General features: G+C 28.4%; 15 protein-coding genes. 12 read left to right on the top strand and 3 right to left on the bottom strand.

Annotation, left to right across the window (positions count from 1 at the left end; translation table 11 throughout):
• The first annotated feature begins 46 nt into the window (after window positions 1–46).
• The 6 genes from ACKU3H_RS11925 to ACKU3H_RS11900 all read left to right on the top strand — a co-directional run bounded on the left by ACKU3H_RS11925 (window position 47) and on the right by ACKU3H_RS11900 (window position 5,201).
• A complete protein-coding gene (locus tag ACKU3H_RS11925) occupies window positions 47–697 on the top strand; it encodes a rhodanese-like domain-containing protein (protein ID WP_320034086.1) in 651 nt (216 codons plus the stop codon).
• A gap of 40 nt (window positions 698–737) precedes the next feature.
• A complete protein-coding gene (gene soxB / locus ACKU3H_RS11920; protein ID WP_320034085.1) occupies window positions 738–2,513 on the top strand; it encodes a thiosulfohydrolase SoxB in 1,776 nt (591 codons plus the stop codon).
• 83 nt (window positions 2,514–2,596) lie between these two features.
• Complete coding sequence (locus ACKU3H_RS11915; protein WP_320034084.1) at window positions 2,597–3,397, top strand: thioredoxin family protein; 801 nt, start codon at window positions 2,597–2,599, stop codon at window positions 3,395–3,397.
• Between the two features lie 2 nt (window positions 3,398–3,399).
• Window positions 3,400–3,858: an MOSC domain-containing protein gene (locus ACKU3H_RS11910; RefSeq protein WP_320034083.1), complete on the top strand. Its 459-nt coding sequence runs from the start codon at window positions 3,400–3,402 to the stop codon at window positions 3,856–3,858.
• A 9-nt stretch (window positions 3,859–3,867) separates the two neighbouring features.
• Window positions 3,868–4,305 carry a DsrE family protein gene (locus ACKU3H_RS11905; protein ID WP_320034082.1) on the top strand — a complete coding sequence of 146 codons (438 nt, stop codon included), beginning with the start codon at window positions 3,868–3,870 and terminating at the stop codon, window positions 4,303–4,305.
• A 116-nt stretch (window positions 4,306–4,421) separates the two neighbouring features.
• Window positions 4,422–5,201 carry an alpha/beta fold hydrolase gene (locus tag ACKU3H_RS11900; RefSeq protein WP_320034081.1) on the top strand — a complete coding sequence of 260 codons (780 nt, stop codon included), beginning with the start codon at window positions 4,422–4,424 and terminating at the stop codon, window positions 5,199–5,201.
• A gap of 1 nt (window position 5,202) precedes the next feature.
• On the opposite strand, the gene ACKU3H_RS11895 is transcribed toward ACKU3H_RS11900, so the two are convergent.
• Window positions 5,203–6,123 (bottom strand): MBL fold metallo-hydrolase, encoded by a 921-nt coding sequence (locus tag ACKU3H_RS11895; protein WP_320034080.1) that lies wholly within the window; start codon window positions 6,121–6,123, stop codon window positions 5,203–5,205.
• Between the two features lie 93 nt (window positions 6,124–6,216).
• Window positions 6,217–8,154 carry a DUF3365 domain-containing protein gene (locus ACKU3H_RS11890; protein WP_320034079.1) on the bottom strand — a complete coding sequence of 646 codons (1,938 nt, stop codon included), beginning with the start codon at window positions 8,152–8,154 and terminating at the stop codon, window positions 6,217–6,219.
• 117 nt (window positions 8,155–8,271) lie between these two features.
• Here ACKU3H_RS11890 and ACKU3H_RS11885 point away from each other — a divergent pair, with 117 nt between their 5' ends.
• The gene (locus tag ACKU3H_RS11885; protein ID WP_320034078.1) at window positions 8,272–9,429 is read left to right on the top strand and encodes an HD domain-containing phosphohydrolase; all 1,158 of its coding nucleotides are present in this window, start codon (window positions 8,272–8,274) and stop codon (window positions 9,427–9,429) included.
• Between the two features lie 20 nt (window positions 9,430–9,449).
• On the opposite strand, the gene ACKU3H_RS11880 is transcribed toward ACKU3H_RS11885, so the two are convergent.
• The gene (locus ACKU3H_RS11880; RefSeq protein ID WP_320034077.1) at window positions 9,450–10,133 is read right to left on the bottom strand and encodes a rhodanese-like domain-containing protein; all 684 of its coding nucleotides are present in this window, start codon (window positions 10,131–10,133) and stop codon (window positions 9,450–9,452) included.
• A gap of 141 nt (window positions 10,134–10,274) precedes the next feature.
• Here ACKU3H_RS11880 and ACKU3H_RS11875 point away from each other — a divergent pair, with 141 nt between their 5' ends.
• From ACKU3H_RS11875 to ACKU3H_RS11855, 5 genes are all read left to right on the top strand, one after another.
• Complete coding sequence (locus tag ACKU3H_RS11875; RefSeq protein ID WP_320034076.1) at window positions 10,275–11,201, top strand: hypothetical protein; 927 nt, start codon at window positions 10,275–10,277, stop codon at window positions 11,199–11,201.
• Between the two features lie 227 nt (window positions 11,202–11,428).
• Entirely contained in the window at window positions 11,429–12,397 is a 969-nt protein-coding gene (locus ACKU3H_RS11870) for a dihydrodipicolinate synthase family protein (RefSeq protein WP_320034075.1), read from the top strand.
• A 55-nt stretch (window positions 12,398–12,452) separates the two neighbouring features.
• A complete protein-coding gene (locus tag ACKU3H_RS11865) occupies window positions 12,453–14,036 on the top strand; it encodes an aldehyde dehydrogenase (NADP(+)) (RefSeq protein ID WP_320034074.1) in 1,584 nt (527 codons plus the stop codon).
• The gene (locus ACKU3H_RS11860) at window positions 14,033–14,971 is read left to right on the top strand and encodes an ornithine cyclodeaminase family protein (protein ID WP_320034073.1); all 939 of its coding nucleotides are present in this window, start codon (window positions 14,033–14,035) and stop codon (window positions 14,969–14,971) included. The genes ACKU3H_RS11865 and ACKU3H_RS11860 overlap by 4 nt, the downstream gene beginning before the upstream one ends.
• A 2-nt stretch (window positions 14,972–14,973) precedes the next feature.
• Window positions 14,974–15,978 (top strand): 4-hydroxyproline epimerase, encoded by a 1,005-nt coding sequence (locus ACKU3H_RS11855; protein ID WP_320034072.1) that lies wholly within the window; start codon window positions 14,974–14,976, stop codon window positions 15,976–15,978.
• Window position 15,979 lies beyond the last annotated feature (1 nt).

Here is a 15,979-nt window from a genome sequence, read left to right as displayed (position 1 = left end):
TTTTTACTTTTAAAACAGATATGAAATGAAATTAAGGATAAAACTAATGACAATTCTAAAAAAATTACTTATCGCGTCAGCTGTAGCTGGAATTTGTTCTGTAAGTGCTATAGCAGAAGGTGACGAAAAATTTGTACCAATTTCAAAAGGTGTTAAATCTATTGAAATGAATCTAAATGGAGAAAAATTTACTCTTATGAGAAATCAAACAGCAGGTAATAAAATTTCACCATTATATGATACTACAAATAGAGGGACTCCTCAACCAATGACTTTAGCACCAGGTGTTGAAACTGTAGGTGAAATAGAGTTTATTGAATATATGAAAAAAGCACAAACTGATAATACTATTGCAATTATTGATTCAAGAAAACCAGGTTGGTATGCTAAGCTTAGAATACCAGGTGCTGTAAATGTTCCATTTACAAATTTTGATGAAAGAGATACTGCTATTGAGATGATGGAAGATGAAATGGGTGTTGTTGAAAAAGAGGATGGAACACTTGATTTTTCTAAAGCAAAAACTTTAGCTTTATATTGCAATGGTTATTGGTGTGGACAAACTCCAGGTATGGTTAAAAATGCAAAATTTGCATTATTAAAAATGGGATATCCAGCTGAAAAAATCAAATACTACAGAGGTGGTATGCAAGCTTGGGCATCTTTAGGTTTTACAGTAGTAGGATCTGGTAAGTAATTTAGAAATGTCTCTAAATTTATTTGAAGGGATTAATTAAATGAGTAAATTAAGTAGAAGAGAATTTGTTTATATGATGGCAGTACTTGGTGCTGCACCTGTATTTGCTAATTCACATACTAGAATGACAGATACTAATAAGCTTGAGGATTATTATAAACTTAAGCCATTTGGAAATGCTAGACTTATGCATATGACAGACTCTCATGCACAACTTTTACCAGTGTATTTTAGAGAGCCAAGTGTGAACTTAGGATTTGATAGTAATTTTGGAAAACCACCACATATTGTTGGTGAAAAATTCTTGGATTATTATGGAATAAAAGGTAACAAAAGACTAGAATATGCATATTCTTGTGTAAACTTTGAAAAACATGCAAAAGCAATGGGTAGAACTGGTGGTTTTGCACAGATTAAAACTGTTGTAGATTTTTTAAGAAACAATTTTGGTAAAGAAAAAACTTTATTATTAGATGGTGGTGATACTTGGCAAGGAAGTGCTACTGCTCTTTATACTAGAGGTAAAGATATGGTTGGTGCCATGAATCTTCTAGGTGTAGATGTAGCCGTTGGACACTGGGAATTTACTTATAAAGCTGAAGAAGTTTTAGAAAATGTAAAAATGCTTGATGCTGAGTTTTTAGCACAAAACGTAAAAGTTAAAGAGGATGCTTTATTTGAAGAAACTGATATTGCAATGCAAGCATATGATGTTGATGAAGGTTATGCATTTAAACCATATACAATTAAAAAATTAGGAAATGCAAGAGTAGCTATTATTGGTCAGGCTTTCCCTTATACTACTATTGCTAATCCACAAAGATTTATACCTGATTGGACTTTCTCTATTAATGATGAGAATATGCAAGATATAGTAAATGATATTAGAGAAAATGAAAAACCAGATGCTGTTATAGTATTATCTCATAATGGGTATGATACAGATAAAAAAATGGCAGAGGTTGTAACTGGAATAGATTTTATTATGGGTGGACATACACATGATGGTGTACCTGAAGCATATCCTGTTAAAAATGAAGATGGTGTTACATATGTTTGTAATGCTGGTTCAAATGGTAAATTCTTAAATGTACTTGATTTAGATATTCAAAATGGAAAAGTAAAAGATTTCAAATTTACACTTCTTCCAATTTTTTCTGATTTAATTCCAGAAGAGCCTTCTATGAAAAAATATATTCAAGATGTAAGAGCACCTTTTATGAAAGAATTAACAAGAGAGATTGCAACTACAGAAGAAACTTTATTTAGAAGAGGCAATTTTAATGGTTCTTGGGATCAGATCATCTGTGATGCTTTAACTGATATTAAAGATGCACAAATCTCTTTATCTCCTGGATTTAGATGGGGAACATCTGTTATGCCTGGTCAAGCAATTACTTTTGATGATCTTATGACACAAACAGCAATGACATATCCAGAAACCTATGTTGCTGATAGAACAGGTCAAATGATAAAAGATATTTTAGAAGATGTAGCTGATAATTTATTTAATCCTGATCCTTTTTATCAACAAGGTGGAGATATGGTTAGAACAGGTGGAATCTCTTATAAAATCAATCCAACTGCAAAAATGGGTGAAAGAATTTCGGAAATTACACTTACAAAAACTGGAGAAAAAATTGTTCCTAGCAAAAACTATAAAGTTGCAGGTTGGTCTACCGTTGGTTCTAAGTCACCGGGTGAACCAGTTTGGGAAACTGTTGAAGCATACTTAAAAAATGTTAAACATATAGCTAACTTAAAAGTTGATACTCCTGATATCGTAGGTATCAAAGGGAATCCTGGAATCATTTAATTAAATTAAGAAGAGATACTTTATCTCTTCTTCAATTTAATAGATATTTATTTTAAAATATCTGTTAAGTTGAAGGAGAAAAAATGATTAAAAAGGGATTTTTTTTACTATTTTCTATTTTTTTAGTAGTAAATTTAAATGCAGACTTTAAAGAGGGAGAAACTCTATTTAAAAATAAATGTTCTACATGTCATAAATCATATATTTCATTTAAAAAACTAAAAGAGAATTTCTTTGAAAGAAATAATACACTACTTAATTTAACTATACCAACAGAAAATATGTTAGCTTGGGCAATTATGGAGAGTAGTAAAAAAATTGGTGATCCAAATGATCCTGAGATGAGATCAATTGAGATAGAAGAGTATCTTAAAAACTATTTAGCTAACCCTGATATAAATGATAGTATTTGTGATGCACATGTATTAAAGTATTATAAGAAAAAAGATCCAATGGATATAAGTGATGAAGAGGCAGAGCTTTTAGCACAGTATTTTATGGGGTATAAAGAAGATAGATTAAAAAAGAATCCAAAGCCAGTAAAAGTTTTAACAAAAGATTATGATGAAAAAAAGATTTTAGAAAAAGCTAATAAAGAGGGGAAACAGATAATTGTATTTGCCACTTCTCAAACTTGCTATTTCTGTAAAAAAATGAAAAAAGAAGTTTTGTCTTTAACTGAAGTTGAAGAAGCGATAAATGAGGATTTTATATTTTTAGAAGTTGATGTTGATTTTGTTAAATTACCATTTGATTTAAAAAAATATTTTAAAGGGATGACTCCTACTTTTTTCTTTTTAACTACAAGTGGAGAGCTTTTACATACTTATCCTGGAGCTTGGGTTAAAAAAGACTTTTTACAAATATTAAAGGAAAATTTATAATAATGAAAATTCTAGATACATTTAGTGCCAAAGTTGGACAAAGTGGATTACCAAGACCACAAGTTGATACTTTAGAACTGATATTTAATTATGGAATAAAAGATGATAAATTTGCAGCTGATGATTTAGATAAAACTGTAATGATTGTTGGAAAATATAGTTATGATATAGCAAAAGAGTATTCTATTGACTTAGAGTATGGAAGTTTAGGTGAAAATATTCTTTTTGACTTTAATCCACATGAATTAAATATTGGAACTAAGATCAAAATTGATGATGCAATCATCATAATTACTGAGAAATGTACTATTTGTAACCATTTGTCAGTTTTTGATAAAAAGTTACCAAAGTTATTAAAAAAATCTAGAGGATTATATTGTAAAATAGAAAAAAGCGGTAAAATTTCTAAGAATTCTAAAATAGAAATATTAGAAGAAAATATTGATTACATTGCGTCATAAAGGATTAAGATGAAAAAAATTTTATTATTTGTATTTATAACTATATTTAGTTATGCTGAATCAACATTTAGTAACCCTCAACCAACTTTTGATGAACCAAGAAAAGTTGCTATACAATTATATGATTCAGATTTAAAAAAAGTAAATCACAATTTAAGTACAATTTACAACATTTTAAAAGAGTATCCAGAAGAGAGTTTAAAAGTTGTTGTAATCTCCTATGGAAATGGTGTAAGGGCCTTAAAAAAGGATTATGATAAAGCTACATTAACAAGAATAAATTCATTAATGGAGTATGATGTTGAGTTCATAGTGTGTAAAAATACTATGGAAACAATGAAGTGGACTAAAGATGATTTTATAGATGGTGTATCTTATGTTCAAGCAGGTATTGTTGAACTTATAGAAAGACAAGTTGCAGGATATGTAGGTATAATCGCTTACTAAACTTATATAATAAATAACTACATTAAATTTAGTTTCTATATTTATTTATAATAAAAAATAAATATAGAACTAAGCCTATTTTTATAGAATAAATCAAACACAAAAAAGGAGTTAAAATGTTTAAAAAAGTTTCATTGTTACTATTGTTTTTTGCTTTCTCTTTAAGCTTACAAGCAAGTAAAATTAGTAAAGAAGAGTGTACAAAAAACAATTTTATTTTTGCCGGTGGTGAGTGTATTGAATATAGAGCTTATAAGGGTGAATCAAATGATAGAATTGTAGTAATTGTACATGGTACTTGGGATGAAGGAACAAATACTTTAGGTAGATATGCTCCTTTTGCAGAAACTATGAATATGAATACTGATTTGACGACAATTGCAGTTGCACTTCCTGGGTATTCAGGTTCATCAACAAACAATTTTACATCTTTAGCTCATAAAGGTGTTAAAAACTTAGCAGCAAAAAAAGAGTATGTTTTATTTTTGGGTGAATTAATCTCATCTTTGAAAGAAAAATATAATGCTGAAGAAGTTACTTATATTGGGCATAGTGCAGGAGCTATGATGGGTGCTACACTAATGGGATTAAAACCAGATTTAATCCAAAACATTGCACTTGCAGGTGGTAGATATGATATTCATAAAGAGGAAAAAGGTGATTTAATATCATTAGTTGATGTTATTGATGATGTTAATAAAGAGGCAAAAATTCTTTTTATATATGGAACAAAAGATGAAATATCTAAACCTGAAGTTACTACATCATTTTTTGATATTGCAAAAGAAAAAGGTTTAAATGCAAAACTAATTAAAGTTGAAGGGGCAGGGCATATAGATTTAGATATGACAGATACTTCAATTGAAGCTATAACTGAAATGTTAGAAGAGGAATAATTTATTCCTCTTCATAAAATTCTAATTCCCCATAGGCATCAAATACATTTCTAGAATTTAATTCATCATATAAAGCTTTATTTTTAAACTCTTCCATCTTTATAACTTTTGTTATATTAGCAGCTCCAACATCTTCTTCAATTGCTTCTAGTACTCTTTGTTTTAATAGTGTGAAATATTGTTTTGTTTCATTTATTGCATTTTTGCTTGTATCTAAACCATGTCCAGGAATTAGGTTTTTATAATCCATCTCTTCAATCATTTTTATAGCTTTTAGTTGACCTATCACTGAACCATCTCTATTGGATGTTATTCTTCCGTTCATTACTAAATCGCTTGAAAAAAGAGTTTTTATTTGAGGTACATAAACGAATAAATCATCGCTTGTATGAGCTTTTGTTCCCACAGGAATTATTTGAAATTCAAATCCATTAATATTTAAAATAGTAGGCTCTTTTATCTCTTTATCTAATTTTACTATTTTAGTGTTTTTTATAGCATCTGAAGTTATCATTTTGAACATTCTTGTTTTAGAATTTTCATTATAATTTTTATTTATTAAAGAGGAACCTATAAGCGTAGAATTAAACTTTTCTTTATGAAAAGAAGCTCCTAACCAATGGTCATCATGTTCATGAGTTAATATAACTGTATCAACTGGTAAGTTATCAGTTTTTTTCATTTGCTCATATGCTTGCCTTGCAATTTCATATGTTCCTCCTGAATCAATTAAAACATAACTCTTTCCTGTATTAACATAACAATGGTTTGACATAAAACCACCATTTTGTTTAGAAGGAGCTTCAAGTTTCCCAAGAAAACACCATGTATTTTCATTAACTTTTTCAGGTTTAAGATTGTAATCAAAACCAAATAATGAAACTGTACTTAGAATTAATATTGAACTAATAGTTTTTTTCATATTTCTCCCTGCATTATAATTATAAAATATTATATAAAGTAAAAATTAATATATAATTATATTTTATAATTAAGGGGTTTCATTTGAGTAAAATTAAGATGAAACAATGATGGTGAATTCACAACCTTTTAATTGTTTTTCTTCAAATTGATATTCACTATTTTTGACAGTTATTGTACCTTTTAAATGTTTACTTATAATTTGATTTGTCATATATAATCCAATTCCAGTACCTAAGCTTTGGTGTTTAGTTGTAAAATAAGGTTCAAATATTTTATTTACAATATTTTCTTCTATCCCTCCTGCACTGTCTTTGATATTTATAACTATATTAGATTCAATTTTTTTAGCACTTATGAAAATAAATTTATGTTTCTCTTCAATCGAATTTATATTAAATGCATCGTGAGAATTATTTATTATATTTAATAATGCTTGAGTAAAAAAGTTTTCATTAATATAAAGAAATAACTCCTCATCAACATCAGTAATATATCTAATTGAATCAATTTCTGATCTCATCATATTTACTATTTTATTAACAGTATTTGCTAAATTTAATTCCTCTTTTTTTTGTATATTATTATCAAAATATGAAGCAAAATCATTTATGATTTTTGCCAAATAATTACCATTGTCTAGAATTTTTTCTGAGAATTCAATAATCTCTTTATTTTTCATTGGTTGATTAAATTCATATGAAAGTTTCATTGTACTTGCAACAGTTGTTATTATAGAAAGTGGTTGTTTCCATTGATGAGAAATATTTTTTAACATTTCACCCATAGATGCTACTCTTGCTTGATTTTGAATCAGAAGTTCTTGTTCTTTGACTATATTTTCATTTGATTTTTTTTCATCAATGTTTCTGTGGATTCCACAAGCTTGAATAACTTTACCATTAGAATCTCTTTGTACAACACCACCAACACATTCAACCCATATATAATTATTATTAATGTGTTTAATTCTATATTCTATTGAAAATGATATCTCTTTTTTAAAAGCATTATCTATTGTTGAAGTTACATATTGAAAATCTTCTGGATGAATTTTATCAAACCATTCAGAGATTGTATCATTAAAATCTTCTTTCTTTATGCCTATCATATCAAGCCATATATCATTTACAAAAAGTTTTTTAGTATTTATTTCCCAATCCCAATAGCCTAGTTCACTACTATTTATTACATTTAAAAGTTGAATTTTTGAATTATTTAATTCAGTAGTTCGTTCTTTGACTTTTATATCAAGGTTTTTATTAAGTTTTTCAAGTTCTTTATTTTTTAGATATATTTTTTTATTAAAATTATAATAAAAATAAACAAATATTAATGTTGCAATTAAAATATAAATAGCCGATTTGAAAGTTTGGTTAAAAGCTTTTTTATAGGCTTCATTTAAAGGTTTTTCTATAGACATAAGAGCTTTGATTGTTCCCTCTTTTTCTCCAAAACCAGCAGTATCTCCATACATATCAACAAGTTGTTTAGGTGCAATTTCAGGAGTATCATGACATTTCATACATTTAGCTTCAAGTTTTCTTGTAGGAAGAGCCAAATATAAAATATCTCCATTTTTGGTTTTTTTAATTGTTTCATAAGAGTTGATTTTTCCATCAATAAATTGATCTAAAATCTTTTTTTCCTCTTTGCTTGTCATATTACTTGGGTTTCTTGGATTTGGTGAAGCAAATCTAATATCTATTGGTGGTAGATTTAGACTTTTTTTAAACTCATTGTAGTATTCATTGACTTTATTTGCACTATAAGTTGATGATAATAAAGGAGAAGTAAAATAGTGGTATGAAACTATACCTTTTTTCTGTAATTCATATATTTCATCTTTTTGGTCATTACTTACATATTTTCTAATAGCTTTTGTTTGAATAAGTACATCTTGTAAATTTGTTTTTTCATTATTTATTTCACTATTTTTATTATCCTGATAAATAAAATAAATAACAAATAAATATAAGAAAAATGCTATAAATACTATTTTCTTGAATTTTAGCATATTATTATAATTCAAAGTAACTCCAAATAAATATAAATATTAATTATATAATAAATTGTATAAAATTATCATATTTTAAATAATATTTAGAAAATATATAGTAGCATCTCTTATTAAAACACAGGAATTGTAATGGATAAAAAAAGACAGATTCAATTTAATTTAAATAATTTTTTGTTAGCGCTCTCTTATCCTTTAGATGCGATAGAAAATCACTATTATAATACAGATTTAATCCATTCAAAAAAAATTGCTTTTATAGCATTAAAGCTGGCAAAGGAGTTTAATTATGAAGAAAAATATCTTTCAGATATTTGCTCATACTCTTTGATTCATAATATTGCATTAAAACAAACTAATAAAAAAGGGAAAGAGTATTGTTTATTAGGTGAAGAATATATTAAATCTTTTCCTTTTTTAACAAATGAAGAAGATATTATTAAATATCATTGTGAACATTATGATGGAAGTGGAACTTTTGGATTAAAAGGGGATGAAATACCTTTGTTTTCCCAGTTTATTGCTTTTGTAGATATTATAGATACCCAGTTTAATTTATCTACGAAAGATATTTCAAATAGAGAAAAAATCATTGATTTTGTGAAAAAAAATGAACTAGTTTTATTCTCTTCAGATATAGTTGAATGTTTTATGGAGTTCAGTGAAGTTGAATCCTTTTGGCTAGATTTGCAAAATGAACAAGAGATGTTGACTTTTATATTTTCATCTTTATTCGATTATACACAAGCTCTAGACTTTGAACAAATTTTATCTATGACTACTATTTTTTATAAAATGATGGATGGTGAAAGTAATTTATTGGAGAATTGTGAAAAAGTTGCAGATTTTTATAATTTTGATCATAAAGATAAACAAACATTTTTAATTGCCGCTAGTTTAACAAATATAGGTAAATTTTTTGTTCCTCAAAAATTGGTAGAAAAAAGTACAGTGTTAGAGCCAAATGAGCATAAAAAAATAAAAGCGTATCCTTATTATACAAATAAAACATTATCTAATGTAATTGGATTTGCAGATATTAATACTTGGGCAAGTAGAATACAAGAATTTGTAGATGGCTCAGGTTATCCTTATTGTTTAGAATCAAAGGATTTAAGTTTAAAAGATAGATTATTGTGTGTTATTAATATATACTCATCTTTAACTTCTCAAAAAAAATATAGAGATGCTTTTTCAAAAGATGAGGCAATAAAAGTACTAGAATCTTTTGCCCATAATGGGAAAATAGATAAAGCAATAGCGAAAGATTTTAATAAAATATTCTTATAAAGACTACCTAAAGGTAGTCTTTATTCTGATACAGTTGTTAAATTTAACATTTTCCATGAATACATTCCACCTCTATACCATTTTAATTTCTCTTCAGGGTATCCAAGTTTAATTAGATTCTCTATGGCAAATGTAGATTGAGGACACCATGCTCCATTACAAAAAAGAACTAACTCTTTTGCTTTTGAAAAATTATACTTTCCTTCACTTATCTCTTCTACACCAATGCTATCTAAAACATCATAAAAGTCATCAGGATATTTATCTTTGTTAAAATATGTAAAAGGAATATTTTCAGCTGTTGGAATACTCATTTGTAAAAACCAATCAGGCAATCTTGCATCAATAAGAAGTTTATTTTTATCTGTTTGAGCCTCTTTTATAAACTCAATAACTTCTAATTCACCTATAGTTTCAATTTTATCAGTAATTTTCATAGGTGTAATTTTACCAACAGTTGTTACAAATTTCTTTATACATTCAGAAGGAAGTTTTTCATTTGCATAATCTCCTGACCAAATATTTTTAGGGTCTGCACCATTTATTGAACGACACTCTTCGTTATCCATTCTTTTTATTGTGATTGTTTTATTGTTATAGTTTTTTACATCAACTCCCATTCCCCTTAAATCAAAATCATTTGCATTTAAAGTGCTAATGATAGTAAATGAAACTAATAACACAAGTGTTTGTTTTATTTTCATAATTATCTCCTTTTATAATCTTTTTATATATTAATATATTATAAGAATAACCTATAATAGAGCTTAAAAAAATCTAATAATATTGCTTCATTAATCTTGTAAAATAAAACTGTTTTATAATTTCTATATAAAGGCAAAATTATGAAAGAGATTAATTTAGAAATTAATGGTTTATCAATAATAGAGTCAAATAGGGCATTAGAATTAATAAACCATATAATAAAAAAACTTAGCTTTTTAGATATGCGAAGAGTAACAAATATAATAGTTAGTTCAAATTATAAAAGAGATATCTCTTTTTTGTTAAATAATAACTCAAAAAATAGATTTGAACTTTCAAATGATATTTATGCTGCTGTATTAACATTAGAATCAGAATATGATTATGAATTTTACCTAGTAGTAAAAACATCACTGATAAAAAGATATTTAAAGAATAAAAATGAAATAGAATATCAGAGACTATTTCATATTTTACATCATGAATTTGCACATATACATGATAATAATAAAAAAATTGATGCTTTTAAAAATATTATAAAAGATCAAAAGTATATAGGTGTAAACTCTATTACTTATCCAATTGCTGAAGTTTGCTGGAGTGAATATATTGCTAATTATATATCTTCTAGTAGTGCAATACAAACAGAGTATCCTATTAACTTTGCAAAAAGTTTATTATATAAAGTAGATAAATTAAAAGATATAAAAACACAAATTACAGCTTACAAAATAAATAATTCAAGGGAAGATCTAATTCAATTAAGCATAAAACAGGTCGAATCTGTATTAAAAAGTGCATCATATTTAATAGGGTATTTAAATGGATTAAATATAAATCTAAATCAATTAGATTGTTTTCTTGCCTTAGAATTAGAAAAAACAGATTTTATAGAAACCTTTATAAATTTAACATACGAATTAAATTCAATACATCATCTTTATCCAAATGGATTTATAAATTTAAATATCTACAATAACCTAGCTTGCTTAATCAAAGAGTACTACAAAACATTAGGAATAGATCTATTTGAAGAAGATAATATTCTAAAAATAAATCTATATTAAATCTCTTATCCCTATAAACACAAACACTTAAATACTTAAGTATTAATTCTGTTTAATTTATATACAACTTTTTATTTAAATTAAGTTTTATTTAATAATTCTGTTGATATATATCTGATATACTTCTGATATATCAATAGTATTTTAGTGAAATATTATTGCTGATATAAAAATAAAAAAAGATGAAAAGGATATGTCAAATAATTTATTTGACAAAAGGTAATATGATGAAAACAACTAGTACAGATTGGCTTTATACAGTTATGCCAGCCGTATTTACATGGTTTAAAGAGTCAGAGTCAGGTGCCCTTGAAATTGACTTTGAAGAAACAAAAAGACAGGCTGAATATGTTTTAAAAGCTCAAGGAATAGGTGGAAGCAAAATGGGTGGACTTGTTGCTTCTGGTACTTTAGGTGAAAATAGTTATTTAAGTAATGAGCAAAGACTTTCTTTACTTGAATCACTTTCTGAAGTTGCTAAGGAAAACAATGTTCCTTTAATCAGTGGAGCTTCGGCAGAAACTAAGGAAGAGATTGCCAAAATCATTACAGGATTAGCAAAAGTTGGAGTAGATACTGTTATGGTTATGCCTCCAAAAACTAAAGAAACACCTAACGATGAAGATATGTATGCTTACTATGCTCTTGCTGCAACAGCTGCAAAAGAAGCAGGAGTAACAATAATGCCTTATAATAACCCTGATGCAGCTGGTTATCATGCCATCTCAACAAAAACTCTTATTAAACTAGCAGCTCTACCTGAAGTAGCAGCTCTTAAAATATCTACAATAGATGTGTCTATTATTGAAACACTGTTATTAGTAAACAAAGATTTAAAAATCTTAGCAGGTGTTGACACTGTAACTGTATATGCTGGTCTTGCTGGTGCATGCGGTGGAATTACAGGTGTAGGTACTATATTCCCAAAAGCTAGTATAACTATGCAGGAGTATGTTTTAAAAGGAGAATGGGATGAGGCTCTAAAAGTTTCTCAGGCTATGAACTCTATTTCATATCTTGATGGTCAGCCACTTCTTATGGAATACCTTAAGTTTGCAATGGGACTTCATCATAATGATCTTGAAGGAGGACTTCGTACTCTTGGTAAGAAATTAACTAAAGAGCAAATTGAAGATGTACAAGCAAGATATATTCTAGCAAAAGAAAGAATTGAAAGCTTAGGTTTATTAGATTAATCCTTATTAATAATATAAAAAAAATTTAATAACAGCATTATAAAAAAGGATAAAAATGAGTTTACATGGTAAAAACTTTATAGGAAATATATTATCAGCAAATGGTGATAAAAGTAGCAAAATATATGATATTCACTCTAACGAACCATTAGAGGGAGTATTTTACCATGCTACAAAAGAAGAGGTTGATGAAGCTTTAGAAAAAGCAAATTTAGCTTTTTTTGAATACAAAGAAAAAACTCAAGCTCAAAGAGCTGAGTTTTTAGAAACTATAGCTGATGAAATTATGAATCTAGGAGATGAGCTTATAGTAAGAACTATAGCTGAATCAAATCTACCTAGACCAAGAATTGAAGGTGAGAGAGGTAGAACAGTAGGGCAACTTAAAATGTTTGCAAATCTTTTAAAAGAGGGTTCTTGGGTTGAAGCAACAATTGATGAAGCTCTTCCAGATAGAAAACCACTTCCTAGAAATGATTTAAGAAAGATGTTAAGACCTATTGGAGTTGTTTCAGTATTTGAAGCTAGTAACTTCCCTTTAGCTTTTGCTTGTGCAGGTGGAGATACAGCTTCAGCTTTAGCTGCTGGGTGTCCAGTGATTGTAAAAGCTCACTCTTCACATAGTGGAACATCAGAGCTTATTGCAACTGCTATTATAGAAGCAGTTAAAAAATGTAATATGCCAGATGGTACTTTTTCTATGGTTCATGGTGGTGGAAGAACTGTTGGTCAACAAATTGTACTACATGAAGTAGTAAAAGCAGTTGGATTTACAGGTTCAACACAAGGTGGTATGAAACTATTTGAACTTGCTAATCAAAGAAAAACTCCAATTCCAGTATTTGCTGAAATGGGAAGTATAAATCCTTGTTTATTTTTACCATCTGCTCTAAAAGATGCAGAAAATATGGCAGAACTTTATGCAGGCTCAATTACTGTTGGTGTTGGACAGTTTTGTACAAACCCAGGACTAATACTTTTAGTTAAAGATGAAAACTCTGAAAAGTTTAAATCAAAATTATCAGAAAATATAGCACAAATCACACCTTCAACAATGTTATCAAGCTCAATTCAACAAGCTTTTGAAAAATCAAGAGAGGAAACTTTATCTCAAAATGATATTGAGTTATTAGGTGAATCAAAACTTAAAAACACTAGAGCTGAGGGTAGACCAACAGTTGCTTGTGTAACTGCAAAAACATTTATTTCTAATCCAAAATTTCATGAAGAGATATTTGGACCATACTCTTTAGTAGTTGAGTGTGAAAGTAAAGATGAACTTGACTTAGTAATTGAATCTTTAGAGGGGCAATTAACTGCAACAGTTATGGGTGAAGAGCCTGATATGCTAGAGTTTAAAAAACAGATATTTTCTTTAGAAAATAGATGTGGAAGAATTCTTTTCAATGGAGTTCCAACTGGAGTTGAAGTTTGTCACTCTATGCAACATGGAGGTCCTTTCCCTGCTGCTACTGATTCAAGATTTACATCAGTTGGTACAGGAGCTATTAGAAGATTTGTTAGACCGGTTTGTTTCCAAGATTGTCCAAACTCATTACTTCCAGAAGAACTTAAAGATGAAAATCCTTTAGAGATTCTAAGAATAGTAAATGATAAGTATACAAGAGAATCACTATGAGATTTATTGAAAAAGAAGATGTAATTAAAGCTTTGGATTATCCATCGTTAATTGAAGCTTTAAATGATGCATTTATCAATGAGATAAATGTTCCTTCAAGATTACATTTTGATTTTAAAAACCCTCAAGAGGGTATTGATTCTACACTACTTTTAATGCCAGCATGGCAAGAAGGAGTTAGTGTAGGAACAAAAATCTTAACAGTAAGTCCTAATAATGCAAAATATAAATTACCAGCAATAAATGGTATTTATATACTTTTTGATGGGCATAAAGGTGACCTTCAAGCAATTATTGATGGAAAACCTTTAACTTCAAAAAGAACAGCAGCAGCTTCAGCACTAGCAAGTTCTTATTTATCAAGAGAAGATTCAAAGTCTATGTTGATGATAGGAACAGGAGCATTAAGTAGCGAACTTATAAAAGCTCACAGCTGTGTTAGAGATCTAAAAGAGATTTATATTTGGGGTAGAGATAAAAACAAAGCCCAAAAAGTAGCAGATTCTTTACCTGAATACAATATTCAGGTTATAGAAAATATTGAAGATAAGATTTCAAAAGTTGATATCGTTTCTTGTGCAACTTTAAGTCAAAACCCTTTGATTTTTGGAAAATACATAAAAGAGGGGCAACATTTTGATTTAGTTGGAGCTTATAAACCTGATATGAGAGAAGCTGATGATGAGTTTATAAAAAGCGTTGATATTTTTATAGATACAAACATGGCTAAAAAAGAATCAGGTGAAATAAAAATTCCGTTAGAAAATAAGATAATATTCGAAAAAAATTTTAAAGCTGATTTGTTTGATTTAACAAGAGGGGCAAAAGAGGGAAGAGTAAACGATTCTCAAATAACTCTTTTTAAATCAGTGGGGCATGGATTGGAAGATTTAGCCGCAGCAAGATTAGTATATGAGAAAGTAACTAGGAGTTAGAAATGTCTTGTAAAACATTTTTTTGTGTAGATGCACACACTTGTGGAAATCCAGTAAGAGTAGTTTGTGGGGGAGCACCTTTACTTAAGGGTGCAAATATGAGCGAAAAAAGACAACACTTTTTAAAAGAGTTTGATTGGATTAGAAAAGGTTTGATGTTTGAACCAAGAGGTCACGATATGATGAGTGGTTCAATAGTTTTTCAACCAAGTAGTGATGAGTATGACGTATCTATACTTTTTATAGAAACAAGTGGATGCCTACCAATGTGTGGACATGGAACAATAGGAACAGTTACTGTTCTAATAGAAAAAGAGATTGTAACACCTAAAAAAGAGGGTGAATTAAGAATTGAAACACCAGCTGGGTTAGTTGTAGCAACTTATACAAGAGATGAAAAAGATAGAGTTAAATCAGTAAAAATTGTAAATATTCCATCTTTTTTACACTCTACAAACCTTGAAGTTGAATCATCAGTATTAGGAAAGTTAACTGTTGATGTCGCATATGGTGGTAACTTTTATGCAATCGTTGAGCCTCAAGAAAACTTTGCAGGCATGGAAAACTATACAGCAAGCGAACTTATCTCAATGAGTAAAGAGTTAAGAGATAAGTTAAATGAAAAATATACATTTGTTCATCCTCAAAATGAGACAATTTGTGGATTATCTCATATTGAATGGACAGGAAAAACTATTGATGATGATTCAACAGCTAGAAATGCAGTTTTTTATGGAGATAAAGCAATTGATAGATCTCCTTGTGGAACAGGAACTAGTGCGAGAATGGCTCAATGGTACTCAAGAGGGATGTTAAAAAAAGGTGATGAATTTATTCATGAAAGTATTATTGGGTCAAAATTTATAGGAAGAATAGAAAAAGAAGTTCAGTTAGCTGATTATAAAGCAATTGTTCCATCTATTGAAGGTTGGGCAAAAATCACTGGCTTAAATACTATTACAATTGACGATGATGATCCATATGCACATGGTTTTCAGGTGATATAAA

It is taken from the genome of Halarcobacter sp. (genome assembly GCF_963675975.1).
Classification (GTDB): Bacteria; Campylobacterota; Campylobacteria; order Campylobacterales; family Arcobacteraceae; genus Halarcobacter.
The sequence above is the reverse complement of the archived record's forward strand: the minus strand, read 5'-3'. Positions and strand labels throughout refer to the sequence as shown.